Genomic DNA, 26,959 nt, shown 5'->3' on the forward strand with positions numbered 1-26,959 from the left:
TTTTAGATTTGCGCGTTCATTATAATTAGAATACAATTCAATCCATTGACGACTTTGGATGAAGTTAACGGATAAACCCACTGAATTCCTTCATCGCCGGAAGCGATTTACCAGTGCGATTATCAAAAAGCCCCCGATTCAGCCAACCTTCCGTCACCGTATTTCCGCAGGCATTTTCTTCGGGAAACCACCAGAATAGGCCGGTCACGTTGGCATGACGGCGCAATTCGGCTACCAGTTCGTGAGTAAAGATACGTTGCCCTTCAGTGCTGATGGGATAAAACTCAGAATACTGGTCCGCACTCTTTGCCCATTGGTCTTTCTCATGCGAATAATAGGCGGCAGTTTCCACAATCATGACTTCCTTATCGGGAAAATTTACAGCGAGAGAATCGAGCGTAGCACCAAGAACTCCCACCGCTTTGTGCCACATAGGATAATAACTAAGTCCGATAACATCATAATCGAGCTGTCGCAAATGGTTATAATAAGATTTCGTCTTGTCCCATTCGCCCGCCTTCTCTGTATGAATAATAATCTTTGCCCGTGGACATACTTCACGGCAGGCCTTGGCACCACTCTCCAATAGTTTTACAAGTATGTCCCAGTTATCCTTTCCAAGCGGCTCCACCTTCGCCGCAGGCCACATCATCCCGTTGGTTATCTCATTCCCCACTTGTATCAAGTCGGGGCATGCACCGGCTTTCACCATCACTTCAAGGCTTTTTCTGGTATATTGATAGACACTGTCGGGAAGCGATGCTACACCGCTATTTTTCCAACGATACGGCATGAACTGCTTGCCAGGGTCGGCCCACGTATCAGAATAGTGGAAGTCAAGCATAAACTGATACCCGGCTTTTTTTATTCTTTGCCCCAGTTTCATCACATAATCCAAATCTTGACACACGCCTTCTCCCTTATGCTCTGCCGAAGCCCTGTCCGGTTCCACAAACAAACGTACACGAATGGCATTCCAACCTTCTTCCTTGAAATATTCGAGGGGAGCGACAGCTTTTCCTGCTTCGTCACGATATACGGTTCCTGCTTCTTCGTAACTTGGCAACAAAGAGATGTCCCCACCAAGAAGACGCTGCTGTGCATGAATTCCCAAGCACAATACAAACAGAAAAAACAAAGTGGACATTAATCTAAAAGTCTTCATATCAATATCTGTAAATGATTGTTTAACGAAAACATAAAAGCCCTCTTCCTCGTATTTTCCATTGCGAGAAAAAGGGCTTTATTCTTATTTAAAAAAAAGATTATTTGAAAGAACCTATGCCGTCAGTAAAGTTCAAGTAAGCTTTCTGACCGGCAGCAACCTTTACTCGTTCTTGATCATTACCACTACCACGATATACAATCTTTCCATCGAGAACGATGAATTCAGTCTTCCACCAGTCGTAACCGCCAAAGTTCACACACATACGCACTTCATCGGCAGCGCCAAAGGCGGGAGAAACGAATTCGCCGTCTTTTCCCGTAGGAACGGTGAACTTGTTAACGTCTGCAACCTCCCATTTACCATCAGCAGCAGTACCGCCAATCAGATAAATATTCGGAGCAAGCACATTGACTATGCGGTCGGTTGTGTTCACTACGTGCAGTAAGTACCAACCGGCATTCTTAGCTAACAGATTGGTGCCATCAGCAGTCAAGCCGGCACCGGCTTCGTCATTAATCGTTGCCTCGCCACCAAAGTCATTTCCCCAACCGGCTTGCGGAGCAAACTTAATCTGTTCGCCAGCTTCCAGATATACAATAGTCCAGAATTCGCCTTCGGCACTATGAATCGGAGTTAACTGTTTCCATGTATCACCCCAACCATAGTTGCTGCCGGTCATAAAGAGGTCGATTGTCTTGATGGCAACTTTAAAGCTCATGTTGACAACATCCAGCGTAACTATAAAATCATTGATGCCGCTAATGGCAGGTGCTTGTGGGCTGGGGCAAGAAGGATCGCCAACCCACGTCAGGAAGTTTTCAGTCGCCACATCGCCATCTTCGAAAGTTCCCAATACACCGGGATTGATGTCGTCGTCCCAAGAAGGATTCGTTGTATCGTAAGCACGATAGAACTTGAACCAAGACTTCTCGGCAGTAGTTGTCACAACTGCCTTGTAAAGACCATCCCCAATCTTCTCCATCACAATAGGTTCATTTGCATTCCATTTCTGGAAATCACCCATCATGCAATATCCCTTCTCACTGATAGCGGGAGTAGTAACCGGAGTCAACTTCACCTGTGCAGTACCCGATGTAGATACAGCCTCACCGGTAGTCAATTTGGCTGCGGCATCCACATTTACATCCAGAGTACGCTCCACGTGGGCACGGCTGTTAAAAGCTTTTCGAACAGCCAAGTCAAGTTCCAACGTGTTTACCTTAACCTTCCCGTCTTTAAACGCTGCATCAATGGCGACGCCATTCACATTTACGCTTTTGAAGGCAATGGAAGCTATATTCGCATTGCTGCTTGACAATGAAGCAATCACAACCGAATCTACTTTAAGACCTTCTGCATCATCAGCGTATTTGGCATATACATCGTCCATCACAATGGCAGCGTCAGTACCCGCCGCATAATTAATCTCATATTTGGCAGCAGCATCCTCCGGAGAATTGGATTGGGGGTTAGCCCAATCCGTATAATCATCCGTACAAGCACCTAAGGTAATTCCGGCAAGGAACATACCTGCGAGTATTTGATTTTTCTTCATAATGTTTTTCTTTTAAAATAGATTATCATTCAGGTTATTTCACCTCACCCGTTTCGTTGGCATCTACACCCGGAGTACCGAACTTGACGTACAGCTTCTGGCCTGCAGCAGGAACCACACTGTAATCAGAGCCCTTGTCGTTGGCCCAGCTGTCAGGAATGTTGAGATTACGCCAGAATACATTACCTTCGAAGAGTGTAAACTCTGTGCGCCACCACTCGAACGTACCAGCTTTTACGTAAGCGCGCATTTCGCCTCCGCCTACAAATGCCGGAGACACCCAAATGCCACTACCATCGGCAGGAGCCGTCAACTGCAAGGCAGGACTTGCTTCATCCCATCCACCGGTAGCATTACCAATGATATAAAGAGCCGCAGGATATACGGTCAGAGTATAGTCAATGGCTTCACCGTTAATCTTAGCCTTGAAGCAAAGTGTATACCAGCCACCTTTTGCAAACTTGATGTTACCACCATCATCCGAGATTCCGGCTCCGGCCTCGTCAGCGTAAGTCTTCACATCGGCATAGCCCAACCATTGTTCAGCGAAAGTACCCCATTTGAAAGCGCCTCCGTCGGCAATATATACCACTGTAAAATAATTACCGTCCAGACCGAACACACCGGCAAACGGCTTCCAAGTCTTCCAAGCTTCACCAATGTCAGAACCTGCAATGAACAACTTTTCGGGCAACGTGATGCTCGGGGCCTGATAGGTAGCCTTCACTTGCAGTTTGATTACGTTAGAGTAGCAACTGCCCAACTCCAACTTATTCACGTTAGCATGCAAACGCACATAAAGGTCTTTCACCTCGTTAGAAGGATATTCCACACCTTCATTAGCATCCTGGAACATAGTAACTACAGCATCGTTCATTCTCTTGCCCGACACTTTGATGGAAGTAGAAGTGGAACTTGTCACTACCTTATACACAGGTTCTTCTGCGCTAAAATCGTCAAAGGAAATCTCCACATCATAGTTAACGCTCAAAGGTATACCACCATAATCCGGCTGGCTGGTAGTAAAAGTGAGTTCATCGGCAGTCAGCAAGTCCAATACATTATTGGCTGCGTTGGCAGGCATATTCAATACAAATCCTGTAGTATTTTCGTGGAATGTAGGATTGCTATCTATATCCTTCTCACAAGAGGTGACCAACACCAATGCAAGGACGGGAAGCAACATTCTTAACAATATTTTTTTCATATTATTGTTTCGATTTTAATAAATTCGACAATTATTCTATTAGTAACGCGGGTTTTGAGTCAAGTTCTTATTACCATTGATGTCATCAGCCGGAATAGGATACACGTTGAAGAAATCTTCCACGCTCTTGCCTTCGGCTACACCACCCTTGAAATCCCAGAGGTACCCATCACCTGTGAAAAGGCCAAAACGAATCAAGTCACTGCGACGACGGCCTTCCATATAGAACTCACGGCACCATTCGTCAATGATATATTGTTCGGTGATGGTGGCTGGAGTAGAAGCGCCTGCACGGTCGCGCAAAACTTTAATATCATCGCGAGCCTGCTGTGGGTCACCGCTCAAACGGAACTTAGCCTCGGCACGGGTCAGATACATTTCGGCATAACGAATCAAAGGAATGTCCACATCAGGGAATTCATTGTGTGAGGTGGCTGCACCATCTGTGCGGATATTGCTCCATTTCACGATAGAAAGACCGGAATTGAAGCCTGCAATCTGATCGGCCTGCAATTTGCGGAGTCCGCCACCGCAACCGGAATAGAACAATGCACGGTCATCATTCGCTTTCGCCTGCACATCTTTGGTTGTAGTACCTGCCGCCTTATCAAGCGCAATAATATCAGCTTCGGTAGCATCTTTGGGAGCAGCCTCAGTAGCAAGCGGACAATCCTCGATAGTAGAGAAGAATTTCTTAACCAAAGCAGCACGAGAGAAGTTACAACTCCAGCCGTTGGAAGTACCTATATAGGGCATTCCGGTGATACGAGTGGAACTTACCAAATAGTTGGCACCACTATAACACTTTGTCTTGGCACCATCTTGGCGAATGGGTAGAATGATTTCTTTCATGGCTTGTACGTTCTGATCGTTGTCGGCCATAAATACCTGTTCGTAGCCGGTATAGCCATTCTTCTCTGCTTTAGAAAGCTCGTATTTTCCATCAAGCAAGTTACAATAGTCGATAGCCTTCTGGTAATCTTTCACGGCACCTTTAGTATAAACCTCCGAGTTCAAGGCCAAACGGGCGTGAAGCATATAAGCAGCTCCCTTGTCGGCACGGCCAAAATTGGCGGAATTATTGAACTCACCCACTTCAGCAAGCTGCGGTTCTATATCGGTCAATTCCTGGTCAATCCAGTCGTAAAGGTCTTTACCGGCCTTCTCTACCGGCAACTCGTAAATGTCGTATGTAGTCTTGAAAGGAGCTTTGCCCCAAAGGTCAAGGAAATACCACAGATGAAGAGCACGCAGGAAACGAACCTCAGCACGATAAAGTTTGTAATTGGGGTCATCAGCCTTATCTTCAGTGTTAGTAAGATAGAAGTTGCAAAGTGTCACATCAAATGCCAAACGTTGGAATGTCCATTGCACACGAGGAGATGAAGCCGTCCAGTCGATATTGGTGATTTGAGGAATATCGGTGTCAGTCTGCCAAGCCCAAAGACATTCATCAGTACAGAGTTCCTGCAAATTGAATGTAGTACGGTAAAATCCACTTTCACCTTCATCACTACTGATATCGCCACTACCGGCAGGACCTTTTTGCCCTGTCAGGCCCAGCGTACTGTAAACTTTCGCCAGCAATTCCATATCTTCATAAGACGAACTGGATTGCGGGTCGATGGACGAAATATTCAAGTCGTTGATACACGACGTTGCCACTCCACCTATCAGAAGGGCGGCAAGGGCTGTTTTCAAAAATATATGTTTCATCTTTATATACATTTAACGGATTAGAAATTCAGGCTCAAGCCAATTTGAATACTGAAAGGACGTGGATAAGGATTGGAGTCGATACCGCTTGCCACTTCAGGGTCGATACCTTTGTACTTGGATATAATGAATGGATTTTGAGTAGTAACGAATGCACGGCCGGAACATGTTTCATGACCTGCGACCTTGAACAGTGCGGGGAAAGAATATCCCAAAGTAATGTTGGAGCACTTCAAGTAGGAAGCATTACGTACGAAATAGTCACTCAAATAGTTGTCGTTGCCGGCTCCTACACCTGTAAAGCCCAATGCCACAGCTTCGGGAGTAGAGTTGTGCAGAGCACTGTTGGAATACAGACCAGACTGGCTGACCACTGCACGGTTGGACAAAAAGTCATAGTAAACATAGTTACCGAGGGAAGCACGGAAAGACATGCTCAAATCCCAATTCTTATAGAGGAATTTAGTGGTAAAGCCCATGATGACATCGGCAGAGGGTTTCTTGTAGAAATAGCGGTCACCATTGTCAATACGTCCGTTACCGTCACGGTCCACATACATACCTTCAATGGGTTTGCCATTCTCGTCATATACTTGCTGATATACAAAGAATGAGTTAGTAGATTCACCTACCGTATTGGCCTGGATCAAAGTATTGTTACCACGACCGATTTTATCTCCGGCCCATGCATAATAGCCTACTTCACCATCTACCAAGTCGGTAATCTCATTGTGATTCCAAGCGACATTATAGCTTACATCCCAAGTGAAATCTTTTGTAACAATGGGTTTTGCATTGATGGAGAATTCCACACCATAATTCTTCAACGAACCGATATTCTTGGTCAACTGAGAACCGAACTGCATACCAACAGGAATAGTGATGGAGTTCAGCAAATCCTTCGTTTCACGATAGTAACCATCAATATTAGCAGTGATACGGTTGTTCAAAAAGCCGAGGTCGAAACCAGCATTATAAGTAGTAGTAGTCTCCCACTTCAAGTCGGGGTTATAAGCCGATGGACGCATTGTACCATAGTAAGTATCACCAAAGGGATACTGGGCAAAAGAGTCGCTTGAAGTATAATGAGTTTCATAACCGAAATCAGTTTTAATATCCTGCTGACCGGTCATACCCCAACCCAGACGAAGCTTAAACTCGTTCCACCAGGTAAACTTTTTCATAAATGCCTCTTCATTGATTTTCCATGCCAATGCCACTGAAGGGAAGTAACCCCATCTGTTGTCATCAGAGAAACGAGAGGAACCGTCGGCACGGAACGTAGCCGTAAGCATGTATCTGTTGAGTAAAGTATAGTTCAAACGGCCGAAGTAAGAAACCAAAGAACTGTGAGTGGCCCATGCCTGTTCTTCTCTCAGCTTAGCGTCATGAGGTTCACCATTGTAAGGGTCGGTACCCTGCCCGTAGTCATAACCACTGCGGTGGAAATGGCTCTCTTCACCACCAACCATAATGTCAAAGTTATGTGCACCGATTTCTTTCACATACTGGGCATAAGCATTGGCAGTGATACTATATTTATAAGTCTGAGTCACGCCGTTCCAACCGTAGTAGTTGGGGCTATAAGCATATTTAGAAGTTATATCGTCCTGCTTGCTCTCTGTGTACTGACCTCCATAACTTGCATGCAGACGCAAATCCTCAAAGCCATGTACCTTATAATCCACATCAAAATTACCCGTAAAGTCATTGGCTACAGCTTTCGTTTCTTTGAGCATCAGCAGAGCCAAGGGATTCTGGGGAGCGTTGGGGTTATTAGTATATTTCCACTCGGGATTGAGGTCCTTGGGTGCCTGCGTATGCTGGAAATAGCCGCCAAAGAAAGGAGCACGCTCATCATCAGCGTCGAAATAAACAGGCTGCGTAGGATCCATTGAGAGGGCTGCTCCTATCGCACCGCCTGCATCAGCATAACGGTCTTTTTCGTACATATACTTGGCATTAATCTTCAAATTGAGATGATTGTCAAAGAAAGAGGGAGAAAGGCTCAAGCCGACATTGGCACGACGCATCCAAGAGGTTTCGACGATACCGTCAGAAGAATTATATCCCACACTCAAACGGTAAGGCATGTTCTTCAAACCGCCGGACACCGATACATTGTGGCTGTGAGAGATGGCTGTACGGAAAATCAAGTCCTGCCAGTCGGTATTGGCCTTGCCCATACCGACTTCACCGGCTTTGTCGCCCCACATGTTATTAATAAGATCGCGGAATTCATCGCCATCAAGCACATCATACTTTTTCTGGACCATAGAGATGGTCATGTCACCATTGTAGGATACTTTGGGAGCAGATCCGCTCTTACCTTTCTTCGTAGTAATGATGATAACGCCATTGGATGCACGGCTACCATAGATGGCAGTGGCCGAAGCATCCTTCAAAACGGTGAAAGTCTCGATATCGTTCGGATTGACCATCGCCAAAGGATTACTCATGCCTTTCGGAGTTTCGTTATCGATAGTCAAACCATCGATTACAATCAGCGGGTCATTAGAAGCATTCAGAGAAGAACCGCCACGTACACGAATCTGCGCACCGGCGCCCGGGGTACCTCCCGCAGTGATAACGTCCACACCGGCAACTTTACCGACCAACATATCCTGCGCATTGTTGGTGATACCTTTACTGAGTTCATCCGGTTTAATAGCAGTAACCGAACCAGTCAAGTCATCTTTCTTAGTGCGGCCATAGCCCACAACAACAACTTCGTCCAGCAATTCGCTATCTTCTACTAAAGTTACGATGATACTGGGAGCCGCAGCCACTTCCTGAGTTTTATAACCGATGAAAGAAATAACCAAAGTGGAACCCTTCGGAACATTTAATGAGAAATTACCATCCAAATCGGTAATAGTACCATTTGTAGCATTCCCTTTTTCCACTATACTCGCGCCTATCACGCCACCCAAGGCATCTTTCACATGCCCTTTCACAGTGATGTTCTGTGCATAAGCGCCTACAGACAAGAATAGCCCTAAGATTAGGGTAAGAATCGTTTGACAGATTCTAAGATTAACTTGCTTCATGCATTTAATAAATTAAAGTTAACAATATTAATTACCTATATATATTATTCGTAAAAATAATTTCGTACTTTTGCTTTCTAATGTCTTTCAAGTACCTAAAGCATGACGCAACAAAAATATGCTTTATTAATTTAGTAAAGTATAAAGAAAGAGCAAAATGTGGGAAACGAACAGTGCAAACGATTGCATGCGGTTGCACAAGATAGAAAAATCACTTGATATATCATAATACAGCGCTTCTCTCCACTCTACATGTGGCATTCTTGCACATAACATATATGTTTATTCTGCTGAAGTACAGAGATTTTCACCGCCTAACGACCGTTAGGCGATTTGTTGATGGCCGTTGGCAGATCGCTTTACGGCCGTCAACAAATCGCTTTACGACCGTTAAGCACTACACAACATCAAGACAAAACAAAAGAAACACAAAGCTTTTACTGAAGAAATGCCATGCATGTATAAACCAAGCAACATACTTTCAGGATATGAATAACGTGTCTGCACAATATTAATATGCCATTAACACGATATTAACAAAATGGCCGACATGATATTAACTTATTACATTACAATAAGTTAACATCATGTCGGCCCTAAAAACAGAGGTGGAAGCAAAATTTGCTTCCACCTTTTTCTGTTGCTTCCACCGCACCTCAAACACCGATGAACAAAGGGGTACAGAGCAGGTGTGGTAGAGTGGAAGCAAATAGTGCTATTTATTTCTCTGAAGTATAAAGTACCAGCTTTCCGGACTTCAATCCTTTAGCCCTTGCCTCAAACACAATCTCACCGGCTTGCTCGCCACTCTGCACAATAGCCGTCAGCTGACCGCTGAAAGCCGGCATCTTGGGCAAATGGAACAAATCGAGGCTGGTAGCATCTCCATTGGCAGCAGCGCGATATTTTCCGGCACCCTTCACCGAGAAATTTACCATGCGGCTGTCTGCCGGACAAAGATTACCGTCCTTATCCACGACACGGACTGTGATATATGCCAGGTCCTTACCATCGGCAGACAAGCGGGTGCGGTCGGCAACCAGCTCCAGATGATGGGGCTTGCCAGCGGTACGAATCACCTTTTCTTCTGCAGGCTTGCCGGAAGCATCATAAGCCACCACTTTCACTTCGCCCGGTTCATAAGGAACATCCATCCACATCAAGCGATAGCGACGCTGCAAAGCAAGGGAGTCCCGGCCTTCCAAAGCACGGCTTTCATCAGCAGTAAGTTTCCGTTGTTTGCCATAACTCTTTCCGTTGACGAACAGTTCGGCACTGGGATAGCTGGTGTAAACAAAAACCGGAGTATTCTCCCCTTCCCTGCCCGGCCACGTCCAGTGCGGAAGGACATGCAAGGTATTTGCCTGCTTGTTCCATAGGCTGCGGTACAGATAGAAACGGTCTTTGGGGAGGCTTGCCAAGTCTATGATACCGAAAACGGAGCTGTGGCTGGGCCAGGAATCCGTACTATAAGGAGAAGGCTCACCCAAATAATCAAAGCCCGTCCAGACGAACTGTCCGATTGTCCAGTCATAATCATCAGACAAAGCAAAATCCTCATCGGGAAGATTCGACCAGGAACAACACTCCACATCATAACCGGAGCACTGATGGTCATCATACATCACACTGGCACCCTTCTGTACGGGAAATTTATAGACACCACGAGAACTTACAGTGGAAGCCGTCTCCGAACCGAGCACAATATTCTGTGGAAGAGTCTCATAAGACTCCACATAACGGTGAGCCCGATAATTAAGACCGGGTACATCAATCATTGCCGCAAACCCGTTGGCAAGCACGCAAGTTACCTGGTCCATACCGCAAGTAACGGGGCGTGTAGGGTCTTCGCGATGGCAAATATCCTGCAGGAAAGAAGCCACTTTGTAGCCCTCGGGACTACATTGGGTAGGAACCTCATTTCCTATACTCCACATTACCACACAAGGATTGTTCCGATACTGATGCAGCATGTTTACCATATCCTTTTCTGCCCATTCGTTGAAATAGCGGTGATAACCATTCTCACATTTGGCAATATCCCATTCATCGAAAGGTTCCAACATCATCATGAAGCCCATCTCGTCACAGAGTTCCACCAATTCGGGTGCAGGCATATTGTGGGAGGTACGGACTGCATCACATCCCATATCCTTCAATAATGTCAACTGACGGCGAAGAGCAGCCACATTGACAGCCGCACCCAACGGGCCCAAATCGTGGTGATTGCATACCCCCTGGAATTTACGGTGCTTACCATTCAGGAAGAATCCCTTATCAGCTATAATCTCAATGCTGCGGATACCAAAACGCGTGGTATATTCGTCAGTCTGTTTGCCATCTACATAAATCTTAGATACTGCCTTATATAAATAAGGTGTCTCAGGGGACCACAGAGACGGAGCATTTATCAGAAAATTCTGCTCAAATGGCTGTCCGTGATTAATTTTCCGGCTATTATCCTTACGGGCTACTATCTTACCGTCCGGCGCAATAATATCAGTAGAAATACGAACATCCGCATCACCGGCATTCCGTATTGTAGTACGCAGACGCACGGAAGCGTATTCAGCAGAAACATGCGGTGTGGTGAGCTGTGTACCCCAAACCGGAACATGGACACGTTCCGTAGTAACCAGGCGGACATTGCGATACAATCCCGCCCCCGGATACCAACGGGAGGACTGGGGTCTGTTTTCCAGACGGACAGCCAGCACATTGTTTTTACCGTCGGCATTCAGCAAACCGGTAACATCGCAATGAAAAGAGTTATATCCGAAAGGCCAGAAACAAGCTTCTTTCCCATTGACATAGACCCGAGCCTCACTCATAGCACCATCGAAAACCAGAGTGACCTGCTTGTCGGCAGGAGCATCAAAAGCCGTACGATACCAACCGACACCCACATAAGGCAACCCTCCGGTACGCCCGGTCTTTACGGAAGCTTGTTTTTCAAGGTCTTGCGTAACCGCTACCTCCTGCAAATCGTTGTTGCGGTCGAACGGACCAAAGATGGCCCAATCATGAGGAATGGTCACTGTTTCCCACTTACTGTCGTCGAAATTTGTTTGTGTTGCTTCGGGAACATCTCCCTTGGTGAACTTCCAGTTCTTTTCCAACAATGCTTCTGTACGCTGCGCCATTGCCGCCAAGGCAAAAAAGGCGCAGCAGGAAAAGATAAGTATTGTCTTTCTCATTCTTCTTTAAAAGATTTTGTTAATATAATTATTTAAAAGCATCCATTATCACAGTGGGGCGGCCGTCTTCAGTGAATGCCCCCAGCCGATATTGGTTCGGCCTGCATTCCGGTTCCCAGTAGAACACACCCTTGCAGCGTCCGTCAGTATTCTCTTTGCACTCTTTCAGGACACGGGCCAGTTGGCGTTTCCCTTCTGCCAGTACGGAAGCACTTGCCAGGTTCCCTTTGTCGTCGGCACACTCCATACCGGTTTCCACCACCATCACATCACAGTTATACTTCGCACTTACCACTTTGATATTTTTGATGCAGTCCGTAATAACGGCATCAGCCGCTGTATATTCCGGCTTGGCATCGCGCGACCAGTAAGGATAGAGTGACATACCTATCATATCCCACTTGCCTCCGTTCTTCTTCAGTTCGTCGAAAAACCAGTTGAACAAACCATTGTCCCATCCGTTGTCCAGGTGAACAATGACGATGGCATCGGGGCAGACCGACTTCACGGCATCATATCCGGTAGTGATAAATGCGCCGAGATTGGCCCAATTCATGGGATATACCACCTCGGAAGAAGCGTTTGCCGGAGCATCTTTCAAGTCGGATTCCTTCACGTCATAGGATGCGCCGCTCAAAGCCTTGTCTTTATCCCACAGCATGCCCGGACGGATTTCATTGCCCACTTGCACCCATTTGGGAGTGACACCGACCGCCTTCAGTTCCCGAAGCACACTCACCGTATGGTTGCTGAGAGCTTTCTTCAAGTCCGCCAGATTCTTACCAACCCATGCGGCAGGTTTATTCTGCTGGGCGGGGTCTGCCCACCAGTCACTGTAGTGGAAATCTATCATCACATCCATATTCAGCGCTTTGGCTCTTTGGGCCTTCACCACCACGTCGGCAGTGTTGCACCAGTTGTCGCTCGGGTCTACCCATACACGAATGCGGATGGCATTGAGTCCCAGCTCCTTCATCAAAGCCGTGCATTCACGCTTCTCGCCTTTAGCATTGTAGAAGTCGTATCCTTTGGATTCATATTCGGTGCACCAGCCTATGTCGGCACCTTTAGCAAAGTCCGTAGTAAGAGGCTCTTCCTTATCGGGAAGTCCACCTGCGTTGGGGTCTGTCTCATTATTGCTGCTGCATGCAAATACGGCAAAGGCAATACAAAAAAAGAAAGTCAAAAACTTCATGTGTTTCATGGCGTTATCTTAATTATTTCCGCAAATATAATAATTTAGCACATTTACTAAGGGATGAGGTTCCCAATAATTTGAAATCAACGGTCAATCGGCTGTACAAACCGTCTGAGCTCTTCCATTGCCGGAAGCACCTTTCCCGTATGGTTATCAAAGAGTCCACGGTTCAACCATCCCTCCGTCACAGTATTGCCACTGGCATTCTCCTCGGGAAACCACCAGAACAGCCCGGTTACATTGGCATGACGGCGCAGTTCAGCTACCAGCTCACGAGTGAAGATACGTTGCCCTTCTGCACTGACCGGATAAAACTCGGAATATTCGTCCGCACTTTTTGCCCATCTGTCATTCTCGTGCGAATAATAAGCTGCAGTCTCCACTATCATCACCTCCTTATTCGGGAAGTGGACTGCCAAAGAATCAAGCGTAGCGGCAAGTACCCCCACCGCCTTGTGCCACATAGGATAATAACTGAGTCCGATAATATCATAATCAAGCTGCTGCAGACGATTGTAGTAGGTCTTGGTTTTATTCCATTCGCCGGCTTTCTCGGTATGGATAATTATCTTTGTTTTGGGACAGACTTCACGGCAAGCCCTGGCGCCACTTTCCAAAAGTCTCACTAACAAATCCCAGTTATCACTTCCCAACGGATCGACTTTGGCAGCAGGCCACATCATCCCATTCGTTATCTCATTTCCTACTTGTATCAAATCGGGACATGCACCGGCTTCCACCATAGACCGAAGGGTGTTTTTAGTGTATCGGTACACACTGTCAGGCAATGAGGCCGTTTCGGCATCCAGCCAACAGTCCGGCATGAACTGTTTCCCCGGGTCAGCCCATGTATCGGAATAATGAAAGTCGAGCATGAACTGATAACCCATATCCTTTATCCGTTGTCCGAATTTGGTTACGTAATCCAAATCCTGGCATACTCCTTCTCCCTTATGCTCCGCGGAGGCTTTGGAAGGCTCAACGAAAAGCCGTACACGAACAGCATTCCAACCTTGTTCCTTGAAAAAGTCAAGGGGAGCAACCGGCTCTCCAACTGCATTTCTATATACAGTTCCTGCCGCCTCGTAAGAGGGGAGCAAAGAAATATCTCCCCCCAAAAGACGCTGCTGGGCATGCCCCAACAAAACTTGGAAAGCCAGCAGAATTCCTGAAAACAATACTTTTTTCTTCATATCGAATCTTACCTTATTATTTCATTAATTATTTGCTGAAGAAATGATAATAACCGTCAATGTCATTCAGGATAGCTACGTATTTGCCGGCAACTACCGGAATATTGGCACCTCCGTTCACTCCGAATCCATATGGGAAAGTGGAAGCTCCCCAGTTGGGGGTCCATCCAGCATATAAGAATTTTGCCGTGGTATCTCCACTTGTCGCATCCAACTCATACTTCCAGACATGATTGACCACACCTTCAACCGTATTTACGGGAATCATCTTCGTATCAGTACCCCAACCGTTGAAGTCACCGGAAATCAATAATCCATCATAAACATTTTTCGGTTCATCAGTGGCAACGATGGAGAGAGTGTTCTCTTTCGTGTTCAAGGAAATCTTATAATATCCACTGGCAGGAACATAAAAATCACTTCCCTCACCATCGGCATCCTTGAGACGCGGTTTGTTGAAGTCACCTCCATCAGCTCCCCACTGGTCATCCCACTCACCGGGCACCCTTACAATCTTGAAACCTTTGTCGGACGGGAAGTAACCGGTATAGGTCAATTCTCCCTTACCCGTCACATCATCATACTTGGCACCTTCCACCGGTGACAATGGAATGACTCCCGTACCTACTTCGCTTCCCCAAGAACCATCACCGATACAGCTTCCAATCAGGTACCACAGTTCCGGAGCAGCTGATACCAAAGCTACATAATAGGGAGCAACAGAAAGTTCTATGACATTTGAATAGCACTCGTAACCGGCATTCAGCCTTGCCCTCATTCTCACGTACAAGGATATCCCCTCAGCAGGCAGTTGGCTCGGGTCAGTATAATTGCCCAATTTCATGATAGCTTTGTTCACCAAATCAGCCGCCGCACCAAACTCACATACTGTAACAGAGCCGTCCATTTCGATATATGTAGCGTCATCCGCTTCTGCAGAAGTGGCGTCATTCCAGGTACCGGAGACAGAAATCTGCGCATAATACTTGACGGGAGCCGTATAACCATAGTCTGGTTGTTCATAGGTCAACCTAATGGAGTCTGTGTTAGCCAAGTCATATACACCGCCTCCTAAAGCAGGCATATTCAGTTCGAAAGTACTGGGTTGCTGTACTGTCGGATTGGAGTCTCTATCATCTGTACATGCAGTGAACATCGCCAATCCCACCAACAACAAAGTGAATAAATATCTTTTCATATTCTGTTCTTTTTTTGATTAATAACCCGGATTCTGAATTAAGTTGGAATTGTTCGCCAAATCGTTTTCAGGAAGCGCAAAAATCGCTCTGATATTGCTGAATTGCGCACCTTCATAAGTGCCTCCCATCCATTCCCATTTATAGGATGCCTGACCGGCATATTTATTGAACCGTATCAAATCCATGCGGCGGCGGCCTTCAAACCAGAATTCTCTCGCCCACTCATCACAAATATCATCCAACGTATATAGATTCTTCTGGGCAGCATTGGCACGGGAACGAAGTTCATTGATTTTCTCCTTTGCATCCGCATTAGACCCGTTCAAACGGGTAGAAGCTTCTGCATAAATCAAATAAGCCTCAGCAACACGGAAAAAAGGAAGGTCTGCATTTACATAATCGACCACCTGATTGGATTGTCCATCCGAACGGACATTACGAAACTTCACACATGCAAAACCTGCAGTCGCATCCGTTTCGTCTTTAATGGAAGCGGAAAAGCCGTCACCATAGAAAAGAGCACGGTCATCATTGGCCGGAGCTGTCATTTCCGCAACCGTCTTTCCCGCAGGAGGAGTTGCCGTATAGAACTTGTCAAGCAATTGCTTGCGGACCCGGGCGCACTTTCCCCAGCTGCAATTCGTGCCGGAAGGAATCGTAACATCCATTGTTGAATTATAAGTGGCAAGAACCAGAAAATTCATCCCACCATAGCTTTTTGTAGTAACCCCGTCAAAGAGTATCGGAAAAATGTTTTCATACTGTGCCCCATTCGTATTGTTGTCTGCCAGGAAAAGCATCTGATAGGCGGAATAAACCTCACCGGTCACCGGATTGGTAGCTCCCTCCGTACACAGATGATAATACCCGTTGTTTATCACCTTTTCTGCGTAATCCATGGCATTCTGCCACTGGGCAGTACCGGTATAAACCTCAGCATTCAAGTAGAGACGGGCCAGCAAATTCCATGCAGCCACCTTGTCAACACGCCCATAAGTATTCTGTCCCGGTTCTGCCATATCAGCCTCACACTCTTTCAGTTCTTTCTCAATATAATCGAAATACTGGGTACGTGTATAGCGTTCTGCCAATTCAGAAGAGACTTCTTCCGTAAATGCTGCGTTACCATACAAGTCCATGATGTAATAATACTGTAAAGCACGGATAAAACGGACTTCCGCACGTTGCATGGAAGACGTACCGCCATCATCCGGAATCTGCTCCAAGAAGAAGTTACACAACGTGACAGTAAAATAAAGACGATAATATAGTCCGATAGAGAATGCGGCACTCGCTCCATAAGAATTGTGGAGCATTTCATCCATACCGGTATCTGTGAGCCATATCCAGTGTGCCTCATCCGTAGTGAGCTCATTCAGGTTCCATGCCATGCGGAAAAACTCTGAACGTCCTTCGTCCATGTCGTCAATATCCGCATTACCGCTCGGGCCGGTCTGTCCGGTCAAACAGAAACTTGCATATATCTTGTTAAAAAGAGCATTTTGATCCAAAGTCATGGTTTGCTGCGGATTGATAGGCTTTACATCCAAATCTCCCACACAAGACGAAAACCCTATCATAAGTGTAAAGGCAGCAACCGGAATTAATGATTTCATATTGTTGAATTTCATACTATTTTTAGTTTTAAAGGATTAAAAATTAAGGCTGAGTCCGAAAATTCCCACCAGAGGACGAGGATAGATACTGCCATCATATCCACCGTTGATTTCAGGATCCAGACCTTTGTACTTGGTTATCGTAAACACATTCTGGGCCGTGAGATAAGCACGCCCGCTGATTTTCTGCCCGAACAATTTGTCGAAAGAATGGCCCAGCGTAATGTTGTCACACTTCAAGAAAGAGGCATTCTGGATGAAATAATCAGAAAGGGCATCCAAGGCATCCACTTTCTTCCAGTTCTTGGCCAGTGACATTTGAGGCACATTGTGCCATGCATTGCCCGAATAAATACCGGTAACCGACAAATCAGAACGGCTACATTCAACAGCATTATAAGCATAATTACCCAGACTGGCACGCAGCGAGAAACTAAAATCCCAATTTTTATAAATCAATTTCGAGGAAAGTCCCATCAATACGTCCGGGTCTGATTTCTTATAGAAATAACGGTCGTTGTCATTGATGATGCCATTATTGTCACGGTCTACAAATTCGCCCTCTATCGGCTGGCCTTTCTCATCATAGACTTGCTGATAGGTGTAGAAGGCAGAGACAGCTTCGCCTACGGAATATCCCTTGATTCCATTGGAACCACTATCACCAACGGCAATTCCTCCATGACGAATGATGTATTTGTCACCTGTACTCTTCACCAGCTCGTCTATTTCATTAGTGTTGTGTGTCAGATTGAATCCCAACTCCCAACGCCAATCCTTCTGCTGAATGGCTCTCCATGTCACTGCAAATTCAAAACCCTTATTATGCAGTGAACCGATATTGCTCGTCACCTTATTCTTGAAATTGGAACCGGCAGCTACATAAACATCATTAATCAAATCCTTCGTCTTGCGATAGTAATAATCAAAATTGGCAGTGATTCTGTTGTCCAGGAATCCCAAATCAACCCCAATGTTATAAGTAGTGGTCTTTTCCCAGGTCAAGTCATTATTATAGGCATCCGGACGGTAAGTGATGCCATTACCCAAAACCGGATAATATGCTCCTTCCGAATTGGGGGTATATGAAGCAAAATAGGTATAATCGCCAATGCCTTCCTGCTGTCCGGTGATACCATAACCTGCACGAAACTTGAAATCGGAAACAGCATCCACATCTTTCAAGAAACCCTCCTCCTTCACCTTCCATGCCAATGCAACGGACGGGAACAATCCCCAACGGTTCTTTTTGGAGAAACGGGAAGAGCCATCATCACGCAAGGTGAAGGTCAGCAGATAACGGTCGAGTAAAGAGTAGTTCATACGGCCAAAGAAAGAAACCAGATAGTTCTCCGTCTTGTAGAGTGTATTTTCTGACGGATTATAGATTTCACCGGCATGTTCAAGGTTCGTATCAGGGTAAGTTCCATAATAATAGTAATCTGTCTCTTTGTGGAAATGCTGCCATTCATAACCGGCCATGATATCAAAATGGTGCGCTTTCCCGAAGTCCTTCATGTACTGTGCATACATGTTCAATGACAAATTGTATGTATCTTGTGTATTCCAACCGACACGTCCATAATAATAATTGTCAAGGTCAAAACGGTTGTAATTCTTGTTGGACTTGCCGCTTGCCACATCCATACCACCATTGACATGCAAATGCAAATCCTCGAAACCATGAATCTTATAATCCAGTTCAATGTTCCCCATCAGCACTTTTGACTTTCCTTTATCCGAACGGTTATTCAGCATCCCGACGGGATTGGCCGTAGCCAAAGTATTGATGTTGTATCCCCATTCAGAATCTTTCCAGTCTACTGCTTCGGGCCATTCCCAATATCCACCAAAGTTTTTATCATAAAATTCCGTCCCGCCATAAACCGGCTTGGTAGGGTCCATTGAAGTGGCAGCTCCAATGGCATCGGTATTGGCATAGCTTGTCACAGAATACATGCCCTTTGCGTTGAAGTTAACCTTCAAATGCTCATCAAAAAGAGAAGGGGAAAGATTCACACTGGCTGTATAACGCTCAAAACTTGATGTTTTCAGGATACCTTGCTGATTGGTGTAGCCCAGGGAAACACGATAAGGCATATTTTTCAATCCACCGGAAACAGTGATATTATGGTCGGTACTGACTGCCGTACGATAAATCTCGTCCTGCCAGTCGGTATCGGCAAAAAGATGCTCGCCCTGAGCATTCGTATATCCTAATGCCTGATATTCCGCACTCGCCAGAAACTCTTCATCAGAATAACCATATGTGTTCTGTACAAGTTTCATGAACTCTTTGGCATTCAGTACATCCAGTTTGTCCGTAACCATGCTGACGGACACATTACCATTATAAGAAATACGAGGTTTAGAGTTACTCTGTCCTTTCTTAGTAGTAATCAGGATAACGCCATTGGAGGCACGGGAACCATAAATCGCTGTAGCCGAAGCATCTTTCAACACAGTAAAACTCTCTATATCAGCCGGATTCACCAAAGCCAACGGATTGGACATTCCTTGCACTCCATAATTATCCATGGCAAGTCCGTCAATTACAATCAACGGGTCATTACTGGCATTCAATGAAGAACCGCCACGGATACGAATAGTGGCACTGCCACCCGGCTCACCACCATTGTTGACAACACTGACACCGGCAATCTTGCCTTGCATCATGTCTTGGGCAGATGTCGTCAGCCCCTTGTTCATTTCATCCGGTTTAATTGCCGTTACAGACCCGGTCAAATCATTTTTCCTAGCCACACCGTAACCGATGACCACAACCTCATCCAACAATTCACTGTCTTCCTGCAGGGTCACGACTACACTGGAAGCTGCAACCACCTCCTGAGTCTTATAACCGATAAAAGAAACTACCAAAGTAGAACCTTTGGGTACATTCAGTGAAAAATTACCGTCAAGATCGGTGATAGTCCCGTTTGTGGTATTTCCTTTTTCTACTACACTTGCACCTATCACTCCACCCAGGGCATCTTTAACATGCCCTTTCACAGTGATGCTTTGTGCATAAGTGCCTACTGACAAGAATAGCCCTAGGATTAAGGGCAGAATCATCCGATAGATTCTAAGATTAACTTGCTTCATGCATTCAATAAATTAAAGTTAACAATATCAATTATCTGTATATTTGTACGTAAGAAAGTATCTGTAACCAGGAGTCTATTCTTCCGCTATCAAATTCAAGTCTTGCCTTTCACCGGCAAATTTAGAGCAACATCATTTTCCCCGAAAGCAGATATCGGACATAAGAGGATAAAAAAAGGACAAACCCTCACCAGATATATTCTGATGAGGGTTTGTCCTTGTAAAAGCGGCATTATTCCGCCGCGTATTGTTTAGGGGGAAGTCCGAACTCTGCCTGAAAACATTTAGAAAAATAAGAGTGATTGGAAAAGCCTACCATATACATTACCTCTGCCACTGTAAACTTTTTCTGCTGCAACAACATGGCTGCTTTTTTCATGCGGATGGACTTGATATATTCCACAGGGGTCATTCCCGTCAGCTGTTTCAGTTTGCGGTACATCTGCTTGTTGTTGGTCGCCGCCCAGTCACAAAGAGTATTCACATTCAACTCGGAATCCGAAATATGCTCTTCTATCAAGCGGGTGACATTTGCCAGAAATTTCTCGTCATACGAAACGGCCTCTATCGCTTTCGGAGTAGCAAGTACCTCCATACGCGCCTTGGCCTCATGAGTCTGCTTGCTGGAGAGTAACTGCTCTACCCGCAAGAGCAGGATATCCGGCTCGAAAGGTTTGGCTATGAAGGTATCAACGTGTAACTGTATACTCTCAAGTTCTGTCTCCTTATCACTCTTAGCCGTCAGCAGAATGATCGGGATGGTGGATGTAGGGATATGTTTTTTCAAACGCCGTACCATCTCTAACCCATCCATTACAGGCATCATTACATCCGAAACAATCAAATCGGGCAGCAATTCCATGGCAAGCTCCAATCCGGATTTGCCATTTTCTGCCACACGACAGCGATATTTGGCATGCAGAATCTGGTAAATGAATTCCGCCACTTCCGCATTATCATCTACAATCAATACAAGAGGAGCATCCGGTGAAAGAATATCCGGTGATGAATCAGGTACCCCTACCGGAGCTGTCTGCTCTTGATTCACAACCGGCAAAGTCAAGGTTACCGTAGTACCAACATTCTCCTCTGACATCAGCCGAACATTGCCACCATGCAATTCCGTATAGGTTTTCACCAAATAAAGTCCGATTCCAGTTCCCTCATTTTTTCCCGCAGTCTTGGATGATTGGAAGAAACGCTGGAAAATATACGGTTGGTCCTGAACTGGTATTCCGGTACCGGTATCTGCCACAGAAATATACACCTCCCTCCCACCTTCGGGAGCATCCAAAGAAAGAGTAACGGTTCCGCCTTCCGGCGTATATTTTACAGCATTGGAAAGCAGATTATCCAAAACAGACTCCAACTTGATGGCATCCATCTGAATGTATAGTTGTTCCCGATTCGTCCGAAATTCACAAGCGAGCTGTTTTTCCTTCATTTTTCCTTCTGTATAGAGTGCAAGCAAATCACGTGCAAAAGAGACCAGTTCTATCTGTGATAAAATCAATAAAGTCCTATTGCCGCTATCCACCCGGTTCAAGTCCAGCCCTTGATGAATCAATGAATTCAGTTTCATGGCATTGCGCTGAACCAATTCGAGCTGCTTCTTCTCCTGCTGATTCCTAATTTCCGGCAACATCCTGCTGATAGGGGCAATAATCATACTTAAAGGTGTCTTGAGGTCATGGGAAAGATTGGTAAAGAATTCCAGTTTGGCACGCGACTGTTCCAAAATCTTCTCCTTTTCCAAATGTTCCAGCTTCAAGCGGTTTTTCACACGGAAAAAGTGAATGGTCCAAACAATCAAAGCGCAGCATAACAGCATATAAAATGCCTTCGCCCACGAAGTATAGTACCATGGTGGAAGGATATGGACATCCAGACTATATATTTGTTCAAAGGGTTTGCCATAGGAATCCAGCTTACTTGCCATTAACCGATAGTTTCCATAATCCAGATTATTATAAATGATGCGGTTGGTATTGGGAGCCAGAAGAGTCCACTCACGCTCTACCCCTTCCAGACGATATACAATCCTGCTTTTCTCCTCCAGCGAGTAAGGCAAATCCGACAGTTCAAAAGCAAGATTATTCTGGTTGTACTCCAAGTTTATCTGTTCCATAAGACGGATGCTCCGGCAGTTTTTCTCCGAACCGGGCAAATAAAGCCGGTTATTCACATAAAGGGCTGTCAGCAATAACGGGCGTTCCGGATGTTCCGCCAGCAATGCATCCGGGGAGGAAATGGCAAAGCCATCCGCTGTGCCCAAGTATAGTTCACCCTCTTTCCTATCAAAGAACAAGCTGGTAAAACGTTTGTCGGCAATACTCAGGCGTCGCACTTCCAATGTCCGCTGGTCTGCCACCCAAAATCCGTCAGTAGTGGATATCCATATCTTTCCTTCAGCCTCTATCATGGAAAGCACTTCATAATGATTGAAAGCATCGAACGGCAAAACCTTTACCCTATTATCCGAAGGCTCCACACGCATTACTCCACCGGGAAAGCCAATCCAAATACAACCATCCTCGGCACACAAGACAAAATTGGGCCTTTGCCCCTCCTTGAACTCTCCTGAAGCAATATGGGTAATATTATTGGTAGAAGAATTTATTTTCTCAACACTGTTGGCACTACTGAGCAGGGCCAGTGCATTTCCTTCACTGTCGGGAACCATCTGGTTGATGAACATACCCGACAAACCATTGTGTATGGAATAGGTTCCTTCGGCTACATATGGGTGTGTAGAGGCATGCAGCAGTTTATGTTTGTCCACGACAAAAATACCGCCCAAACAAGTAGCTACCCATAACTTTCCATTCTTGTCTTCGAAAAGGCCATATGCCCAGTTAGTATTGTAGCGGCGGGTACTGTCTACTATACTATAAGGTATAAACTGGCGGCTTTCCTCATCATAGCGGCTGATGCTCCCGTCTGTTGCCACCCAAAGGTATCCGTCCCGGTCTTCATACAACTGTCGTACCCGGTTATGGGTCAAAGGAAAATTCTTATCTCCCATCTTGTACCAGGTAACATCCCTGCCCTTTCCCGGCACCCGGCCTTCCGGCCTTTCCTCCTCAGAAAACGTGAAACGGATAAGTCCATTTGTTCCCCCAAACCAAAAATTACCATGCACATCACGCAACATGGAATAAAACTGGTTTCCTTCCCCCGTCCCGGTAATCCGCGATATGGGAACATAGCGTAATGTCTCTTTACAACGTGCCATGGATATGCCATAGTCCGTCCCCAGCCAGATATTCCGTTCACAATCCGCATAAACAGTCCATACAATGTTGTTGGACAGTGACTGGAGGTTCCGCGAATCATGCACGATATGCTGTAAAGGTGAATCTTCTCCGTATATGTACAGTCCATTGTCTGTCCCCACCAACAATTGCCCATATCCATCCAAAGCCATTGATTTGACAGAATTGTCATGAAAAGCATCAATTCTCTGTATTTGCCCGTCGGCAGGAGTATATTTGAAAAGACATCCTTCCGTACCTATCCAAATACATTTCCTCACCGCATCTTCCAACAAAGAGTTTACAAACAGATTACTTTTATTCCTGCTAGCAGGTAGTTCTATCATTTCAAAACGTCCGGTAACGGATGTATAGCGGCAACAGCCATTATAGGTACCAATGTAAAGCTGATGGTCTGAAGAATGGATAAGAGAGTAAATTGTCTGATGAGGGATACCTTCTTTTACGGAAGAAATCTCACGGGTCTGTGGATGATACGTATACAGCCCGTTCAGTGTGCCCAACCACAGCAACCCATCGTACATCACCAGTGTACGGATGTCCGTCGGAAAATCAATTCCCGGTTCCTCATAAGTATCTGTCCGGTAATTGTATATCAATAACCCGTTGTCTGCTCCCAGATAAAGATAGGTACTGTCTACTACTTCTCCGCAATAAATACGCGTATTGCTACGTTCGCCAAAAATGAAATGCGGTTGGGTGGAATAGCCGTCATAGCTGAACAGACCTTTATCCGAACCTATCCATATCAGTCCTTGTGTATCTTGCAGAAAACAGCTGATGACAGATGCCTCTGTCCCTAAACTGATATTCTGAAACAACCGGTAATCGGGCTTCTGTGCCCACATATGGCAAGGAAGGACAGTCTGTAAAAGTATAAAAACAAAAAGAATATATTTGTACATACTCAAGGTTATATTCATTAAAGGTCCGGACAAAGATAAGAAACCGCAATCGTTTGCACAAACTTACAACCCGATAAACCTCAACGAATAAGCACAATTTACCATATTACGTTATTTTTGCAATCGGATTAGGGAAGTTTACCTTATCTTTGTCCTCAAAACTATACCATGAATAAACCGCAGATTACCATCAAGGATATTGCCCGGGCGCTGAATGTCTCCCCTTCCACCGTGTCAAGAGCGCTGAAAGACAATCCGGACATCAGCAAGGAAACTCGTGACCTTGTCCATGCCTATGCGCGCGAACATAACTACAAGCCCAATGTACTGGCCGTAAATCTCCGCGCAAGCCGCAGCAATACCATCGGCGTCATTGTCCCCCAACTGGTACACCACTTCTTTTCCTGCGTATTGAGCGGAATTGAGAAAGCGGCGGCAAATGCCGGATATAATATCATAGTGGCGCAGAGCAGCGAATCGTACGAGCAGGAAGTGAAGATTGTGCATTCTTTCCTTGCCGCCCGTGTCTGCGGAGTCATCGCTTCACTTGCCAAGGACACTTCCCAATACGACCATTACCAGGAGCTACTGAACAACGATATTCCCATCGTCTTTTACGATCGTATCTGCACGGGGCTGAAAACCGAGCGAGTGGTGGTGGACGATTATGCCGGCTCCTTTGCCGCCGTGGAATACATGATACAGACCGGATGCAAGCGTATCCTTTTCTATGGTGCGGCTCCCCACCTGGAGATTACCAAAAATCGCCGGAACGGCTACCTGGATGCCATGAAGAAGTATAAAATTCCGGTGGACGACAGCATGATTCTGTTGTGCGACACCCGTGAACGTGCCATCTCCATCACTCCCGACCTGCTGGAAAGCGAAGACCGCCCTGACGGTTTCTTTGCCATCAACGACGAGACAGCTTCGGGCATACTGTATGCCTGCAAACTGGTCGGCGTAAAAGTTCCCGATGAAGTATCCATCTGCGGATTCACCGACGGAGCCATTGCGCAAAGCACCGACCCGAAGCTGACTACCGTGGAGCAGCATGGCGAGGAAGTAGGTAAAAGCGCTTTCAGCATTCTGACCGGAAAGCTGGAGGGAGAAGAGAAAAGCAACAACAAGATAGTACGTACCAATCTGGTGATAAGAGGAACTACGAAATAATAAAACATATTAAACCATCATGAAAGTAAAACCCGATTTAAGTTTCTGGAAGCTGTGGAACATCAGCTTTGGTTTTTTCGGCGTACAGATTGCATATGCTTTGCAGAGTGCAAACATCAGCCGTATCTTTTCCACTTTGGGTGCAGACCCGCATAATTTGAGTTATTTCTGGATATTACCGCCGTTGGCAGGTATCATTGTACAACCCATTGTGGGAGCCGCCAGTGACAAGACCTGGACACGCTTCGGACGGCGCATCCCTTATCTGTTTATAGGTTCGTTGGTGGCCGTACTCGTCATGTGCCTGCTACCCAATGCCGGAAGCTTCGGCATGGCAGTAAGTACAGCCATGATTTTCGGACTGGTATCGCTGATGTTCCTCGACACCTCCATCAATATGGCCATGCAACCCTTCAAAATGATGGTGGGTGACATGGTGAATGAGAAACAAAAAGGGCTCGCCTACTCCATCCAGAGTTTTCTCTGCAATGCAGGCAGCCTGGTAGGCTATCTCTTCCCGTTCATCTTTGCATGGATTGGCATCAGCAATACAGCTCCCCAAGGAGTAATCCCCGACTCGGTGATTTACTCATTCTACATCGGAGCAGCCATCCTTATCTTCTGCGTTATCTACACTTCGGTCAAAGTAAAAGAGATGCCGCCTGCCGAATATGCAGAGTATCACGGCATCACCGAAGAAGAGGAACATGAAAAGACCAACATGCTGAAGCTGCTCATCAAGGCTCCGAAAGCATTCTGGACTATCGGACTGGTACAATTCTTCTGCTGGTTTGCCTTTATGTTCATGTGGACCTATACCAACGGCAGCATCGCTGCCAATGCTTTTGATGCTCCTACAGTAGAGCACCTGGTAGATGGTGTCACCAAAGTGGTACTCGACACCAAGAGCCTGCAATATCAGAATGCCGCCGACTGGGTAGGCGTACTGTTTGCCGTACAAGCCATCGGCTCTGTGCTTTGGGCCATCTGCATACCGATGTTCAAGGACCGTCGCCGGGTCTACTCACTCAGCCTTGTTCTGGGAGGTATAGGTTTCATTTCCACCTACTTCATACACGACCCTTATATGCTCTTCATTTCCTTCTTGCTGATAGGTTGTGCATGGGCTGCCATGCTGGCACTGCCGTTCACCATCCTGACCAACGCACTGAGCGGAGGACACATGGGTACTTATCTGGGACTTTTCAACGGTACTATCTGTATCCCGCAGATTATAGCAGCTGCTTTGGGCGGCACCATCCTTGCCTTGTTTACTCCCCAAGGAGGACTGCCTCCTGAAATCAATATGCTTGTGCTGGCAGGAATCATGCTGATAATCGGCGCCGCCTGCGTATACCTCATCAAAGAGAACCAAGGAGAAAAAAGCAAGTAAGCACACGCC

Annotated in this window: 14 protein-coding genes; 2 read left to right on the forward strand and 12 right to left on the reverse strand. The window is 46.0% G+C overall.

The annotated features are described in order from the left end of the window. Positions 1-64: 64 nt before the first annotated feature. The 12 genes from DWY55_RS01235 to DWY55_RS01290 all read right to left on the reverse strand — a co-directional run bounded on the left by DWY55_RS01235 (position 65) and on the right by DWY55_RS01290 (position 24,384). Complete coding sequence (locus DWY55_RS01235) at positions 65-1,165, reverse strand: glycosyl hydrolase 53 family protein (RefSeq protein WP_016273191.1); 1,101 nt, start codon at positions 1,163-1,165, stop codon at positions 65-67. Positions 1,166-1,265: 100 nt separating this feature from the next. Further along, positions 1,266-2,723, reverse strand: a complete 1,458-nt coding sequence (locus tag DWY55_RS01240; RefSeq protein WP_009036584.1) for a DUF5115 domain-containing protein — start codon at positions 2,721-2,723, stop codon at positions 1,266-1,268. A gap of 34 nt (positions 2,724-2,757) precedes the next feature. Continuing rightward, entirely contained in the window at positions 2,758-3,930 is a 1,173-nt protein-coding gene (locus DWY55_RS01245) for a SusF/SusE family outer membrane protein (protein ID WP_009036583.1), read from the reverse strand. 39 nt (positions 3,931-3,969) lie between these two features. Then, positions 3,970-5,646: a starch-binding outer membrane lipoprotein SusD gene (susD, locus tag DWY55_RS01250; protein WP_009036582.1), complete on the reverse strand. Its 1,677-nt coding sequence runs from the start codon at positions 5,644-5,646 to the stop codon at positions 3,970-3,972. Positions 5,647-5,666: 20 nt separating this feature from the next. Continuing rightward, entirely contained in the window at positions 5,667-8,696 is a 3,030-nt protein-coding gene (locus DWY55_RS01255; RefSeq protein ID WP_117749329.1) for a SusC/RagA family TonB-linked outer membrane protein, read from the reverse strand. A 719-nt stretch (positions 8,697-9,415) separates the two neighbouring features. Then, entirely contained in the window at positions 9,416-11,893 is a 2,478-nt protein-coding gene (locus DWY55_RS01260) for a glycoside hydrolase family 2 TIM barrel-domain containing protein (RefSeq protein WP_117703698.1), read from the reverse strand. 28 nt (positions 11,894-11,921) lie between these two features. Further along, on the reverse strand, positions 11,922-13,097 hold the full coding sequence (locus DWY55_RS01265) for an arabinogalactan endo-beta-1,4-galactanase (protein WP_117703697.1): 1,176 nt from the start codon (positions 13,095-13,097) through the stop codon (positions 11,922-11,924). A gap of 77 nt (positions 13,098-13,174) precedes the next feature. Further along, positions 13,175-14,284 carry an arabinogalactan endo-beta-1,4-galactanase gene (locus DWY55_RS01270; RefSeq protein ID WP_117703696.1) on the reverse strand — a complete coding sequence of 370 codons (1,110 nt, stop codon included), beginning with the start codon at positions 14,282-14,284 and terminating at the stop codon, positions 13,175-13,177. Between the two features lie 28 nt (positions 14,285-14,312). Then, positions 14,313-15,482: a SusE domain-containing protein gene (locus DWY55_RS01275; RefSeq protein WP_117703695.1), complete on the reverse strand. Its 1,170-nt coding sequence runs from the start codon at positions 15,480-15,482 to the stop codon at positions 14,313-14,315. An 18-nt stretch (positions 15,483-15,500) separates the two neighbouring features. Then, the gene (locus DWY55_RS01280; RefSeq protein WP_117703694.1) at positions 15,501-17,114 is read right to left on the reverse strand and encodes a RagB/SusD family nutrient uptake outer membrane protein; all 1,614 of its coding nucleotides are present in this window, start codon (positions 17,112-17,114) and stop codon (positions 15,501-15,503) included. Positions 17,115-17,135: 21 nt separating this feature from the next. Further along, positions 17,136-20,204, reverse strand: a complete 3,069-nt coding sequence (locus DWY55_RS01285; RefSeq protein WP_165853108.1) for a SusC/RagA family TonB-linked outer membrane protein — start codon at positions 20,202-20,204, stop codon at positions 17,136-17,138. Positions 20,205-20,436: 232 nt separating this feature from the next. Beyond that, complete coding sequence (locus DWY55_RS01290) at positions 20,437-24,384, reverse strand: two-component regulator propeller domain-containing protein (protein ID WP_034528576.1); 3,948 nt, start codon at positions 24,382-24,384, stop codon at positions 20,437-20,439. Between the two features lie 168 nt (positions 24,385-24,552). On the opposite strand from DWY55_RS01290, the gene DWY55_RS01295 reads away from it, so the two are divergent. Both DWY55_RS01295 and DWY55_RS01300 read left to right on the forward strand, forming a co-directional pair. Beyond that, positions 24,553-25,557 (forward strand): LacI family DNA-binding transcriptional regulator, encoded by a 1,005-nt coding sequence (locus tag DWY55_RS01295; protein ID WP_005826336.1) that lies wholly within the window; start codon positions 24,553-24,555, stop codon positions 25,555-25,557. 19 nt (positions 25,558-25,576) lie between these two features. Further along, complete coding sequence (locus tag DWY55_RS01300) at positions 25,577-26,950, forward strand: MFS transporter (RefSeq protein WP_035449528.1); 1,374 nt, start codon at positions 25,577-25,579, stop codon at positions 26,948-26,950. The last annotated feature ends 9 nt before the right edge of the window (positions 26,951-26,959 follow it).

The sequence above is a fragment of the Bacteroides sp. AF25-38AC genome (assembly GCF_003602995.1).
In the GTDB taxonomy this organism is placed as follows: Bacteria; Bacteroidota; Bacteroidia; order Bacteroidales; family Bacteroidaceae; genus Bacteroides; species Bacteroides uniformis.

Bases quoted from the DNA above. Each gene is read 5' to 3' on its own strand.
- DWY55_RS01280 (WP_117703694.1), bottom strand. From the start codon at position 17,114: ATGAAATTCAACAATATGAAATCATTAATTCCGGTTGCTGCCTTTACA.
- DWY55_RS01240 (WP_009036584.1), bottom strand. From the start codon at position 2,723: ATGAAGAAAAATCAAATACTCGCAGGTATGTTCCTTGCCGGAATTACC.
- DWY55_RS01275 (WP_117703695.1), bottom strand. From the start codon at position 15,482: ATGAAAAGATATTTATTCACTTTGTTGTTGGTGGGATTGGCGATGTTC.
- DWY55_RS01295 (WP_005826336.1), top strand. From the start codon at position 24,553: ATGAATAAACCGCAGATTACCATCAAGGATATTGCCCGGGCGCTGAAT.
- DWY55_RS01260 (WP_117703698.1), bottom strand. From the start codon at position 11,893: ATGAGAAAGACAATACTTATCTTTTCCTGCTGCGCCTTTTTTGCCTTG.
- DWY55_RS01290 (WP_034528576.1), bottom strand. From the start codon at position 24,384: ATGTACAAATATATTCTTTTTGTTTTTATACTTTTACAGACTGTCCTT.
- DWY55_RS01255 (WP_117749329.1), bottom strand. From the start codon at position 8,696: ATGAAGCAAGTTAATCTTAGAATCTGTCAAACGATTCTTACCCTAATC.
- DWY55_RS01270 (WP_117703696.1), bottom strand. From the start codon at position 14,284: ATGAAGAAAAAAGTATTGTTTTCAGGAATTCTGCTGGCTTTCCAAGTT.
- DWY55_RS01245 (WP_009036583.1), bottom strand. From the start codon at position 3,930: ATGAAAAAAATATTGTTAAGAATGTTGCTTCCCGTCCTTGCATTGGTG.
- DWY55_RS01285 (WP_165853108.1), bottom strand. From the start codon at position 20,204: ATGAAGCAAGTTAATCTTAGAATCTATCGGATGATTCTGCCCTTAATC.
- susD (WP_009036582.1), bottom strand. From the start codon at position 5,646: ATGAAACATATATTTTTGAAAACAGCCCTTGCCGCCCTTCTGATAGGT.
- DWY55_RS01265 (WP_117703697.1), bottom strand. From the start codon at position 13,097: ATGAAACACATGAAGTTTTTGACTTTCTTTTTTTGTATTGCCTTTGCC.
- DWY55_RS01300 (WP_035449528.1), top strand. From the start codon at position 25,577: ATGAAAGTAAAACCCGATTTAAGTTTCTGGAAGCTGTGGAACATCAGC.
- DWY55_RS01235 (WP_016273191.1), bottom strand. From the start codon at position 1,165: ATGAAGACTTTTAGATTAATGTCCACTTTGTTTTTTCTGTTTGTATTG.